Here is a 13,233-nt window from a genome sequence, read left to right on the forward strand (position 1 = left end):
TTGCATTTCATTCAACTATTTACTTCACTGTTTGCAAAATTATTTTGACGGAATCTCCATCTCTTGTTTTCTAAGTTCAATACGGCGAATTTTTCCAGAAATCGTTTTTGGTAGTTCATCTACAAATTCAATTTTGCGAGGGTATTTATATGGTGCAGTGAGTTCTTTGACGTGTTGTTGGAGTGTTGGAATTAACGTTTCTTCGTTCTTTTCTATATTCTCTCTTAATACGATAAATGCCTTCACGACACTTCCGCGAATTTCATCAGGACTTGCGACAACCGCACATTCTCTTACGTAAGGATGTTTTACAAGCGCATCCTCTACTTCAAACGGCCCGATTGTATAACCAGAGCTAATAATGATATCATCACCGCGCCCTTCAAACCAGAAGTAACCGTCTTCATCTTTCTTCGCTTTATCACCTGTAATATAATAATCACCGCGGAATTGCATCGCTGTACGCTCATCGTCTTTATAATATTGTTTAAAGAGTGCTGGCGTTTCAATGTGAACTGCAATATCACCAACTTCGCCTACTTTAACTGGAATACCTTCCTCATTTACGATATCGACGTGGTTACCTGGCGTTGGTTTCCCCATTGATCCTGGTCTAATATCCATCCCTTTCATTACACCAACAAGTAGTGTATTTTCCGTTTGCCCATAGCCGTCTCTTACTGTAATATCAAAGTGCTTTTGGAACGTTCCAATGACTTCTCTATTTAACGGCTCACCTGCGGATACAGCGCTATGTAATGCCTCTAAATTGTACTGGCTTAAATCTTCTACCTTTGCCATTAATCTATACTCAGTCGGTGTACAACAAAGCACATTCACCTTATTATCGTCTAATAAATTTAAATACGTTTTCGGTTCAAACTTACCGTTGTACACAAATCCTGTTGCCCCTGAACCGAGAGTTGCTAAAAACGGGCTCCAAATCCACTTTTGCCACCCTGGACTAGCCGTTGCCCATACAACATCATTCTCTTCAATTCCGAGCCAATTTGGGGCGCTTGTACGTAAATGAGCGTATGCCCACGCGTGCGTATGAACGACACCTTTCGGGTTTCCTGTCGTCCCTGACGTGTAAGATAAAAAGACCATATCTTCTTTATCTGTTTTCGCCATTTCTAACATGTCACTTTCTGTTTCTAATGCTGTTTTTAAATTGATCCATCCGTCTACTGACTGCTCGCTCAGGACGAATTTTTGAAGAGATTCCATTGCTTCTATATCATCAAACTGTCCAATGTACGGCTCATAGCTTACTATGGCTTTTACTTCTCCGTGTTCAATGCGGTATTCGATATCTTTTTTACGCAACATTTCCGAACTCGGAATTACAACAAATCCTGCTTTAATCGCAGCGATATACGTCATGTAAGCTTCAATTAAACGTGGCATCATAATAAGGAGCTTGTCCCCTTTTTGTAAGCCACTTTTTATAAAAGCGTTTCCAATTTTGTTCGCACCTTGCATTAATTCAAAATATGTAACTTCTCGTCTATTCCCTTTATCATCTTGCCAAATTAAAGCAAGCTTCTCTTTATCATCTGTATATTTCTCTATTTCTGAAACTAAATTATAAGATGGTGGTGCCAACAATTCCTCTCTCTTCATAAACATCCTCCTTTTTCTTTATGCCTCCCTTATATAATAAAGAATTTTCAGTAAATTTTGAACCCTCTTCTTTTGACAATTTTTTTATGCTTTTGTCGAAATAAATTTATACTAATATGAACAACAAAAAGAAAGAGCGGGAAAACCCGCTCTTTCTAAGCCATCGTATATGGGATTATTTTTGGTAACCGCCTAATTGTTGCTCAGCTAGTGAAACTAGACGTTTTGTAATTTCGCCACCAACAGAACCGTTAGCGCGAGATGTTGCATCCGCTCCAAGTTGAACACCAAACTCTTGAGCGATTTCGTATTTCATTTGGTCTAATGCTGATTCAGCACCAGGAACCGCTAATTTATTTGTGCTACGTGCCATGTTATATCACCTCCTTGTGAGTATAGAGTGTGATAAATAACATGACTTCATACACATTTTAGATATGGTAATTTATGGTTTTAGAAAAGTTCTTCGAATTTTTCTTCTTCCGCCACTACTTCAACTGTTTGTAATACCATTGTTTCTTTGTTCGCTACAGCTTCTTCGATTAACGGTGTGAAATCGTATTTCGCTTCAAATCGATTTGCTTTTTCACGCTTCGGCTTCGTCGCCGGGCTAGCTGGTGTGAATACTGTACAGCAATCTTCGTATGGACGAATTGAAATATCATACGTGCCGATTTCTTCAGCAATTTTAATAATTTCTAATTTATCCATCGTAATAAGCGGACGAATAACTGGGTAGTTTGTTACTTCGTTAATCGTATGCATACTATCTAATGTTTGGCTTGCTACTTGTCCAAGACTTTCACCAGTCGTAATTGCAAGTGCATTACGCTCCTCAGCAATCTGCTCTGTAATACGCATCATCATACGGCGCATAACCGTCATTGAATAGCTAGATGGGATTTCTTTATTAATCGTTTTTTGCACTTCTGTAAACGGAACAAGGTGCAGCGTTACACGTTTACAGTATTTCGTTAACCCTTGTGCTAAATCAATTACTTTTTGTTTTGCACGCTCACTTGTGAAAGGTGGGCTATGGAAGTGAACTGCTTCCACAGATACGCCGCGTTTCATCGTTAAGTACGCTGCTACCGGGCTATCAATACCACCAGAAAGAAGTACCATTACTTTTCCACCAACGCCAACTGGTAAACCGCCAGCTCCCATGTGCTCACCACACATAATATAACTGTAACCACTGCGAATTTCTATACGTACATTCACATCTGGATTATGAACATCTACTGTGATATCCTCTGTATTTTCTAAAATGTGCCCACCGATTTCTGGAAGTAACTCCATCGTCTTCATTGGGAAGCGCTTATCAGAACGGTGCACTGTAATTTTAAATGTTTTCACATCATCTTTTACTTGTAAGAAAGCTGCTAATGCACCTTTTTTAATGTCTTCTAATTCTGATGGTACTTTCATCGCTAAGTTAAACTTATGAATACCAAATACGTCTTTCAATCTTTCAGAGATTGCCTCATGATCTTCACCGTTTAACTGGATGTACATACGGTCATGCGTTGCATCAATTTTAATATTTGGGAACTTTTTCAGTTTGAACTTCACGTTATCTTTTAATGTGCTTACAAATTTAGAACGGTTCTTACCTTTTGTCGTCATTTCTCCGTAACGCACTAAAATATATTCATATGTCATCATATTTCTTTACCTCATCACTTCATATAATTTTGGCATTGTCTCTTTTACAATACCTTCAAATTGTTTTACTTCTTCCATCGTGTTGTCTGGTGCCAAACTAATACGAATAGCGCTTGCAGCTGCTGCATGCGGCACTCCCATCGACACTAACACTCTGCTTACTTCATTTGCTTTTGAAGAACAAGCTGATTTCGTTGACACATATACACCGTGTTCTTCTAAAGCATGAACGACTACTTCTGGTTTTAAACCAACAAATGATACATTTAAAATATGCGGTGCTGCATATGCAAGCGATGTATTAATCGTCACATCTTCCATCCCTTTAAAGAAGCTGACAAGCTCCGCTTGTAAACCTTGCAAATGAGCTACCTTCTCTTTCACTTGTTCCATTGTCATGCGAAGTGCTTTCACCATCGCTACAATGCCAGGTAAATTCTCTGTACCAGAGCGATACTTAAGCTCTTGTTGACCACCTGATAAAATCGGATCTAATCTTACGCCATCACGTATATAAAGAAGACCCGTTCCTTTTACACTGTGGAATTTATGTCCAGATATTGAGCAAAGATCAATATGAGAAGCATATAAATCAAGCGGTACTTTTCCTATCCCTTGTACATGATCTACATGGAATCTTATTTTCGGATGATTCCATAATAAAGTTCCAATTTCAGCAACGGGCTGAATTGCTCCAGTTTCGTTGTTCACATGAATAATTGATACAAGAATCGTATCTTCACGAAGTGCTCGTTTTACATCCTCTACCGATACAACACCGTGCTCGTTAACCGGTAAATATGTTACATCAAATCCGAGTTCTTCTAATTGCTTATATGCCTCAAACACAGACGCGTGTTCAATATTTGTTGTAATGATATGTTTGCCGCGCGAACGATTCCTCATCGCTATCCCTTTAATCGCAAGGTTGTTCCCTTCCGTTCCACCTGATGTGAAAATAATTTCAGAAGGTTTAACGTGAAGAAGCTGCGCTGCAATCGTTCTTGATTGTGTTAATAGACGCTCTGCCTCTCCTCCAAGCGAATGAATAGAAGAAGGATTACCAAAATATTTCCCAGCAACCGTCACGTACGATTGAAGGGCTTCTGGATATGGCTTCGTCGTCGCACTATTATCAAAATAGATCATCGTTCTTCCCCTTTCAGCGCTATCACATCATATAATCATATCATAAATACGTGTCATTACGCTAAGACTACGCAGAGGTTCCGTTTTATCCCGATTAGTGAATAATAATAATTAGTGAGATCCCCCCCACTGATTACAGTTTCACTTTACCCCGCATTAACGGGCAGTAAGACTCTCACCTCAAAGTTCAACTAGAGCAAAGAAGTTAGGTGGGAGATCAACTGCCCGTAAATGCCCGATTGGTTCAACTAGTAATCAGTGGAGGATGAATCCCCCACTGATTACAGTTTCACTTTATTTTGAAACGAATAACCTTGCTGTATTCCGCTATTCATTATAGCAACATCGCCTGCAAAATTACACAAAAAAACAAACCCTTTATGAAAGGGTTTGTTCATTGTCTACATATTCAGCTATTTTTTGAACAACACCAGGTTCAAGTTGCTCTAGTACAGAAGCGGCTTGTTCTAAAGCTGCATCGTATTGATATTCACGGAATAATTTCTCCGCATAATTTAAGCTTTCTGCAAGGCTCTCATCATGACTGCGGTAACGGTTACCGTATTGAATTAATTTTTCAACTAAATACGCTTGTCCAATTAACTCTTCTGTCATTTCAGCTACACCGTTCACAGTTGTGTATGCTTCTTCTAAACTGCTATTTACAGCGTTCATATTTAACGGCTTCACTTCTAATTGTTCATATACAGCTCGCATTGCCATTTGCCCTCTTTTTAAATCTTCCATAATACTCTCTGGAAGACCTGGCAAATTCGACTTTTGCATAAAGCGTTTCGTTTCGAAAATAGTATTTCGCATTTCTTGTAACTTCTCACGCGCTTCAAATTCTTCTTTACGCATCGTTTGCAGCATTTCTTTATATTCTGCATGAAGTACTTTTAACGTTTCACATTGCTCATAAACCTCTTCTAGTTCCTCACGAATAATAGAGAAGGCAATATCTTGTTCAGCAACGCGTAATTGTAGCATTTCAAAACGTTTCGTTAAAATGTGCATTTGCTTTTCAATTACTTTTTGAGATTCAATATCCTTATCTTGCAATTGATAGCTTTGTTTCACAAGTTGTGTTTCTGTTTTCGTTTCAATCGTTTCGATACGTATTTCTTCTAAGTCTTCATAAACAGAAAGTGTTTTTTGCTCCACATAATGTCTCGCATGCACCTCTTGCTCAAGTTGATCATAGAAACCATCTAAACGAGTTTTTAAGTCTTCCACTTTTTCAGCCGCTTCTGTTATATGAAGCTCCTGTATATCCATTAAACATGTGTTTAGTTGTGTCGTCATATCACGAACTTCTTTAGGGATTTCCAAATACTCTAATACATAACCTTGTCTTACCATATCATTATGACCCTGTAATAAATCTTCCAGTTGAACTGGTAGCGTCGCTTGACATTCTACTAATAAATCTGGAATTTGGTGAATAATGATTTCTAAACTTGCTAAACCTTCTTCTAAACTAATAACAATTTCTCTCGCTTTTAAGTAGTCACCATTATCTGTTGCTTCTTCAAAGCTTTTAAATTTATTAGATTCAGCGTCTAGCATCTCTTCGATTTTCTGCTCTGCTGCTCCATACATATGTCTATGAGCAAGAACACTCTTTTTCATACTACGATATGTATCACGTAACCCTTCAATTTCCGAGCTATTTTTCTCATGGCTTTCTAACAATTGCTGTAATTCATTTAAAACACCTGTAATACGATTATCAGCGTCATCTAAACCACTTATGGATTCGTTCATCGCATGCTTTGCTTTTCGGAAGGAGAATTGCGAGGCGAATTTTCGCGCTTGCGCTAAATCTTTGTCCGCTTTCGGAAGGGTTGTTGATACAATTTCATCCCATTCTTCACGCCATTTACCAAACAGTTCTTCTGTTTGACCCGTCATGTTTAAATCTTTTACCCGTTTTAGTTCATCTGCCACAGGTTTATCTTTTATCTCTTGTTTCCACTGCTCCAGTGCTTCAATATCTTTATATGAACGATTTCTTATCACAAGCTCTATCATGAGCAGCACTAGAATAGAGCTTACTACAATGATAACGATCGTCAGGATAGAATCCATGCAAAAAAGCCTCCTAGTTATATCTCTTTTTTTGTCCGTTCCGTTTATGAAATGGAAGGCATTATGTATAAAAAGGGAATTCCCCTATATTTAACAACTAACAATGTACTAATCATACCATGTAATGGCTTGTTTTTGACCTAGTTTTTTTTAAAATTTCATGTTTCTTTCAATGCGATTGTAATCTTTCTCAATATTCCGCCTACCTCAATACCTATCCTCAAATGATTGTAATAACAAACAATCTTTCGTATGAGATACGAAATAAATTTTCCGCATGAGTGGTGGTTCAACAGAAATTACATGTACATTTCCCTGCCTTACAGACTGCTCTACTGCCCTTTCTGGAAGTAACGTGATACCAAGTCCAGCTTTTACCATTGTAAGCATCGGTTCTGCGTAAGATGTTTCCACAGCTATAGTTGGCTTTACACCTATCTCATGAAACATGTTCATAATCATTTTCCTTACATCGCATATTTCTGGATATACAATTAATTTTTCATTTTGCAGCTCTTCTATTTGAATGACTTTCTTCTCTTTATACGGATGATTATTTGAAACGGCACAAACAATTTTCTCTTGTTGCACTTCTTTTATATACGTAGCACCTTCTACTACTGAATCAATGAACATCGCGTCAATCTCCCGCGCTTTAAATAAATCTCTTAATACTTCCGTATGTCCGATTTGCCACTCTACTTCGAACTCATCACCTAATACATCTTTACACTCTAATATGTAATGCTCTGCTAAACTCGGTAGTATACCAATTGAAAACTTTCGGTTCTCTTGATACCCCCTCATTTCTGTTTTCACTTCATTTATTTGTTCCAAAATCGGTAGCATTCTTTTTATAAATAACTCTCCTGCCTCCGTTAACTCCACTCCTTGCGCAGAACGCTTAAGTAAAGTAACCTCTAAATCCGCTTCTAACTTTTGAATTTGCTTACTAAGCGCTGGTTGAGATATATGTAAAATTTTACTTGCCTTTGATAAACTTCGCGTATGCTTCACTTCGATAAACGATCGTACTGCCTCCAAATCCATCGTACACACCTCTAACAAAAAGTTATAACCGTTATAAGAAATCGATATTTCCTCCTATAAACAATTACTCTTTATACTTATTTCATCAACTTACTATAACGAAATGCAAAGGGGAAAGATACTCTTGAACAAAAAACAAATGCTACTCGGATCCTTTCTATGCTTACTCGCCGTCACTGCCTGGGGATTTATGTTTCCTGTAATGGCAAATGCTCTGCAATTTATCGATCCGTTCTTCTTCACAACGATTCGCTATGGATCAGCAGCTATTATTTTTCTTATTTTGCTATTAATTACTGAAGGGAAGACTTCACTCCGCTTAGAAAAAAGAACACTTTCTCTGTTCTTTTACGGGACAGTCGGTTTCGCAGGATATGGTTTTCTCGTTTTCTACGGACAACAACTTGCTGGACCTTCCGGAGCAATTCATGCAGCTATGATTCAGTCTCTTATGCCACTGATCGCCTTATCACTGCAATGGGTAACGAAAAATCGTCGCCCACAAAACTACACATTTCTTTGTATGTTCGTTGCATTACTTGGTGTTATGCTTGTCATTTCAAAAGGAAATATTCACTTATTATTTGGAGCTGCAAGCCACTTATCGACAAACATATTAATGCTATGCGGCGTTACTTGCTGGGTCATTTATACAAACGGAGGTGCTCGTTTTCAATCCTGGTCACCACTTAGGTACACGACATTAACTTGTTTATTTGGCTCCATTTCACTCATCGTTATTGTTACTTTCTTAACGTACACAAATATAGTTACTATGCCGTCACTGCGTAAAGTTGTGAGCGTTCGTTTTGAGCTCTTTTATATGTCGATTATCGCAGGAGTTATCGCTGTATTTTGCTGGAATATGGGAAATCGCTATATTTCATCTATTAACGGCATATTATTTATGAATTTAGTTCCTATTCTTGCACTGATCGGTTCTATCTTTCGAGGTTATACAGTCGATAAAATTGAAATCGCTGGAGCAACGTTAACAATTATCGCGCTATTATGTAACAATTTATGGCAAAGAAAAATAAACATAAAACTCCCCACCTCAGTTCGTTAGGTGGGGATTCTTCACATATGAACAGCTCTTGGCCATTCATGGTACATATTCGCTTTACATAATGCTTGTTCCATCCATTGCTCAATCTCTTTCGTGTACATTTCTATGAAAAATGTCTCAGACGGGAAAGAATGCAGTACTTCTGATATATATTGTGGATATAAAAACGGCATATTTATCATGCCTTTTAATTGCGTCATAAACATTGTAAATGATACTTTCTGAAATTCTTGTTTTATTTGTCCTTGCCTAATAATTTGCTCTATATAATATCTTTCTTTAGAAAAATAAACGGTCATCACTTCACGAATTAATGTCGTATCAAGCGAAAGCTCTCGGTAGAAGAAACGTGTTAGTTCTCTATTTTCAAATTGATATCGTAACATCCCACGCACCATTTGCACCATCACATCTTTAGCCGACAAATACTCTCTCTGTTCAAACGAAATTTCAATCACATGAATATACTCTTCTAAAAAATCAGTAATAAGCTGTTCTAATAAACCTTGCTTCCCAGCAAAATAATATGAAATATTCGCTACATTCACATCCGCTCGCTTTGCAATGTCTCGCACCGACGTTCCATCATAACCTTTCGTATTAAACAACGATATTGCCGCATCAATTACTTTTTGTTTCGTCTGCTTCATGCGCTCACTTCCTCTCAATGAACAGCTATAGTTTAAATTTCTTGACTTTTAAGACAAATTCCTTTAATTTTCTATCGACAAAGTCATGTGAAATACATCGTATTTTGCTAATATTTTACACATCTCGATAAAAAAGGAGCTGTTTCCATGTTTACTAAAGAAAGTTATGCAGGATCTCGCGTGCAGCAATATGAGACAGTAATTAAACAACTGGATGCGTTATTAACTGGCGAATCAAACGTAGTCGCAAACTTATCAAATGCGTCCGCATTATTAAACCAATTTTTAGATCGCGTTAATTGGGTTGGCTTTTATGTAACAGAAGGAAATCAGCTTGTCCTTGGACCGTTCCAAGGAATGCCTGCTTGCGTACGCATTCCATTTGGACGAGGCGTTTGCGGCGTAGCAGCTGAAACGAAAACAACTCAGCTTGTAGCGGACGTTCACCAATTCCCAGGTCACATCGCTTGCGATAGTGCTTCTAATTCGGAAATCGTTGTACCGATTGTGAAAGAAGGAGCTGTCATTGGTGTACTTGACATTGATAGTCCTGAAAAAAATCGTTTTGATGAAGTAGATCAGCGCTATTTAGAAAAGTTTGTGGAGACACTCCTAAAACATATGTAAAAAGAAAAGAGCGAGTTATCGACTTAGTACGTCCTGTACAAAACCGATAGCTCACTCTTTTTTTATTGATTAACAGTAGATATTTTCTTTAATGCCTGCTCTAAATCAGAAACGATATCCTCCCACGATTCTAGACCGACCGATAAGCGTATTAAATTATCGAAAATGCCCATTTCTTTTCTTAGTTCAGCCGGAATCGCAGCGTGCGTCATCGTTGCTGGATGCTGAATTAACGTTTCTGTATCTCCTAAACTCACCGCAATTGTAATAAAGTGAAGATCATTAATAAACGCTTGCGTCTCTTCTTTTCCGCCTTTTACTGAAAAAGAAATAACACCGCCCCCGCGTTTCATTTGACGAGATGCTAACTCCCCTTCTGGATACCAAACCCCTTCTACCGCATCATGTTTTCTTAGGAACGATACAATTTTTTCTGCATTATCACAATGACGATCCATTCTTACTGCTAACGTCTTTAACCCACGTAATAATAACCACGCATCAAACGGCGCCATAATACCGCCGATATCCTTTCGCATCGGGCGAATCTTTTCAGCTAATGCTTTCGTTTTACAAATTGTTACGCCCGCTACAACGTCACCATGGCCTCCAATATATTTTGTCGCACTATGCACAACAGCGTCACAGCCAAGCTCAAGCGGTCTTTGTAAATAAGGTGAACAAAATGTATTATCAACAATAACAAGTAAGCCTTTTCGCTTCGCAACCCGAATCACTTGTTTTAAATCAATTAATTTCATTGTCGGATTAATTGGTGTTTCAACGAAAATAAGCTTTGTATTTGGGCGAATTTTATTTTCAATATCAGCCTCTGTCTCCATATCACAAAACGAATGCGTAATCATAAATTTTTCTTCTAACACTTCTAAAAAACCGTACGTGCATCCGTATAATCCATTTGAACAAATAATATGATCTCCAGCCTTTAAAAAACCGATTAAAGTCGCTGAAATAGCTGCCATACCAGATCCGAAGGCAAGTGCCTCTTCTCCTCCTTCTAACACCGCCATACGTTCTTCAAATAATTTCACAGTTGGATTTCCAAGCCGTGAGTAAATATAAGATGGATCCACTCCTGCGAAACTCGCCTCTCCTTGCTGCGCAGTCTCAAATGTAAACGTAGAGGTTTGAAATAAAGGTGGTGTTAAACTTCCTTTATGTTCCTCAGGTGTATAACCGTGATGAATTAACGCTGTCTCCATATGCTTCTTTTTCATAAAAACATCCCCTTTATGTTTTTATTACCGCATATTCACCAGTAAAAAACTGATGAACGTTTTTACTACATTTTATGTAAGCGTTTTATTTGTGTTTCTATCTCTTCTTTTATATTGTTTTAAATTCCTTCTTATATTAATTTCCAAAATTTATATGCATAAAACAAAAACGTACTCGCTTGACGAAACTCTGGGTAAAAGATATAATAGCGTTTGTGTAAAATAAAAAGGCAGCCTTGTAATGTGAGTTTATCGTTTGTATTTTGTTCCTCTACGGAGGTGTATCTCGTAACTCCCTGCTGCTGGAGCGAAGGTACATGAAAACAAAATGCCCGTAAATATCGATTACGTCTGTTTTTATTTTACGTAAATAAAAACATTTTTAAAGGAGGAGTCAACTATGGCTCGTTATACAGGTCCAGCTTGGAAACTGTCTCGTCGTCTTGGAATCTCTCTAAGCGGCACAGGAAAAGAATTAGAAAAACGCCCTTACGCACCAGGTCCTCACGGTCCTAACCAACGTAAGAAACTTTCAGAATACGGTTTACAATTACAAGAGAAACAAAAACTTCGTCACATGTACGGCATGACTGAGCGTCAATTCCGTCGCACATTTGACCAAGCAGGTAAAATGCCTGGTAAGCACGGCGAAAACTTCATGATCCTTCTTGAAGCTCGTCTTGACAACTTAGTTTACCGTATGGGCTTAGCTCGCACTCGTCGTGCAGCTCGCCAATTAGTAAACCACGGTCACATCATGGTTGATGGCGCTCGCGTAGATATCCCATCTTACCGTGTAAAGCCTAACCAAACTATCAGCGTTCGCGAAAAATCTAACAGCCTTGTTGTTGTTAAAGAAGCGATCGAAGTTAACAACTTCGTACCAGAATACTTAACTTTCGATGCTGACAAATTAGAAGCTACTTACACTCGTCACGCTGAGCGTGCTGAGTTACCAGCTGAAATCAACGAAGCATTAATCGTAGAGTTCTACTCTCGTTAATCTCGGTACTCTGAAAAGAGTAGTATTAAAAGCCTTAGGAACCTTGTTTATCAAGGGGCCTGGGCTTTTTTTATTGAATATAACCCGATTATATGTATAGAAACAGACCAATGTAACAAAATAAAAAAGAACTGCAAGTCTATAGTTAATAAAACTTAACCCTCTCTCTAGAATTTCATTCGTTTTTTATCCACATTAATAAAAAACTCTCCCTTCTTCTAACACTTAAAAACACTACATTCTATCCCATAACTCATTTTTCTTTGCTGTACTCTCCTTTTGTTAACATTATTTTTACAACGTATTTATTTGCACATAATCTATATCTTCCCTTTTCTATTTACATTCAACCTTAAAAACCTCTTCATCACTCGAGCATCCGAATGAGATTAAAAAACTTAATAAACGAGTACCTCTTTAATCGTTAAATCATTAGAATATTCCGTTTACAACCCCTCCCTTAAATTGGTATTATTTTCTTGTAAGGGGAGGGAAAGTTCGTGTCTTTAAATATGCATCTCGGTGAAGTACAAGCTCAAACAGAAAGTATGAACTCTTTATGTATCGCTACTATTCAAGGTATGGAACAAATTATTCATTCTATTGACGCTTTTGCATTGGATACTGTTCTACAAGGACAAACATATAGCAGTGCAAAAGCATATTTCTTACAAACCTTTCGTCCGTTAGCACAAAGAAGCATTTACTTATGCGAAGAATTAATCCTTCAAAATGATGCTTTTCCAAGAGGCTTTCAATCACAGGTAGCTTCTACAGATGTTATCGAACAGGAGATATTAGAACAAATTCGAGAAATCGATCGAATGATAGCAAGTACGGAAACAATCGATCAAGCTATGCCAATCTCAGGTCTGGACGCTATGGCAAATCTTTTTGCAGTCATGAGAGGTAAAACTGAAAGAAAAGTTAGAACACCTATATGAATTTAATCAAACATCTAGTGATAACTATAGTACAGCACTTTAACTAGCTGCGAGTATCGCACAAGGTCTTGCGGAAATACAAAGTGTAAGTGAAGCAGAATAATAAATACTAAAGGGG

Annotated in this window: 11 protein-coding genes and 1 pseudogene; 4 read left to right on the forward strand and 8 right to left on the reverse strand. The window is 37.9% G+C overall.

Annotated elements, in window-relative coordinates:
• Window positions 1-39: 39 nt before the first annotated feature.
• From mbcS to JFU02_RS14520, 6 genes are all read right to left on the reverse strand, one after another.
• On the reverse strand, window positions 40-1,626 hold the full coding sequence (gene mbcS / locus JFU02_RS14495) for an acyl-CoA synthetase MbcS (protein WP_097888534.1): 1,587 nt from the start codon (window positions 1,624-1,626) through the stop codon (window positions 40-42).
• Between the two features lie 175 nt (window positions 1,627-1,801).
• Window positions 1,802-1,999 carry an alpha/beta-type small acid-soluble spore protein gene (locus JFU02_RS14500; protein WP_000124491.1) on the reverse strand — a complete coding sequence of 66 codons (198 nt, stop codon included), beginning with the start codon at window positions 1,997-1,999 and terminating at the stop codon, window positions 1,802-1,804.
• An 80-nt stretch (window positions 2,000-2,079) separates the two neighbouring features.
• Window positions 2,080-3,294: a tRNA uracil 4-sulfurtransferase ThiI gene (gene thiI / locus JFU02_RS14505; RefSeq protein WP_000989272.1), complete on the reverse strand. Its 1,215-nt coding sequence runs from the start codon at window positions 3,292-3,294 to the stop codon at window positions 2,080-2,082.
• 6 nt (window positions 3,295-3,300) lie between these two features.
• A complete protein-coding gene (locus JFU02_RS14510; RefSeq protein ID WP_201071156.1) occupies window positions 3,301-4,443 on the reverse strand; it encodes a cysteine desulfurase family protein in 1,143 nt (380 codons plus the stop codon).
• A 378-nt stretch (window positions 4,444-4,821) separates the two neighbouring features.
• Window positions 4,822-6,534: a septation ring formation regulator EzrA gene (gene ezrA, locus JFU02_RS14515; RefSeq protein ID WP_061666054.1), complete on the reverse strand. Its 1,713-nt coding sequence runs from the start codon at window positions 6,532-6,534 to the stop codon at window positions 4,822-4,824.
• 207 nt (window positions 6,535-6,741) lie between these two features.
• On the reverse strand, window positions 6,742-7,584 hold the full coding sequence (locus JFU02_RS14520; RefSeq protein ID WP_000362524.1) for a LysR family transcriptional regulator: 843 nt from the start codon (window positions 7,582-7,584) through the stop codon (window positions 6,742-6,744).
• A gap of 124 nt (window positions 7,585-7,708) precedes the next feature.
• Here JFU02_RS14520 and JFU02_RS14525 point away from each other — a divergent pair, with 124 nt between their 5' ends.
• Window positions 7,709-8,653, forward strand: a complete 945-nt coding sequence (locus tag JFU02_RS14525) for a DMT family transporter (RefSeq protein WP_001036055.1) — start codon at window positions 7,709-7,711, stop codon at window positions 8,651-8,653.
• A gap of 11 nt (window positions 8,654-8,664) precedes the next feature.
• Here JFU02_RS14525 and refZ read toward each other — a convergent pair whose 3' ends face one another.
• Entirely contained in the window at window positions 8,665-9,303 is a 639-nt protein-coding gene (gene refZ / locus JFU02_RS14530) for a forespore capture DNA-binding protein RefZ (protein WP_098285407.1), read from the reverse strand.
• Between the two features lie 147 nt (window positions 9,304-9,450).
• On the opposite strand from refZ, the gene JFU02_RS14535 reads away from it, so the two are divergent.
• Window positions 9,451-9,930, forward strand: coding sequence for a GAF domain-containing protein (locus JFU02_RS14535; protein ID WP_000494340.1), 480 nt, complete (start codon window positions 9,451-9,453; stop codon window positions 9,928-9,930).
• A 62-nt stretch (window positions 9,931-9,992) separates the two neighbouring features.
• Here the strand turns inward: JFU02_RS14535 and megL are convergent, their stop codons facing one another.
• A complete protein-coding gene (gene megL, locus JFU02_RS14540; RefSeq protein WP_000726565.1) occupies window positions 9,993-11,168 on the reverse strand; it encodes a methionine gamma-lyase in 1,176 nt (391 codons plus the stop codon).
• 400 nt (window positions 11,169-11,568) lie between these two features.
• On the opposite strand from megL, the gene rpsD reads away from it, so the two are divergent.
• Together rpsD and JFU02_RS14550 are read left to right on the forward strand one after the other, a co-directional pair.
• The gene (gene rpsD, locus JFU02_RS14545; RefSeq protein ID WP_000135320.1) at window positions 11,569-12,171 is read left to right on the forward strand and encodes a 30S ribosomal protein S4; all 603 of its coding nucleotides are present in this window, start codon (window positions 11,569-11,571) and stop codon (window positions 12,169-12,171) included.
• A gap of 500 nt (window positions 12,172-12,671) precedes the next feature.
• A pseudogene (locus tag JFU02_RS14550) lies at window positions 12,672-13,155 on the forward strand (T7SS effector LXG polymorphic toxin); the annotation flags it as partial.
• Window positions 13,156-13,233: the final 78 nt, after the last annotated feature.

Source organism: Bacillus sp. TH13 (genome assembly GCF_016651175.1).
GTDB lineage: Bacteria > Bacillota > Bacilli > Bacillales > Bacillaceae_G > Bacillus_A > Bacillus_A thuringiensis_S.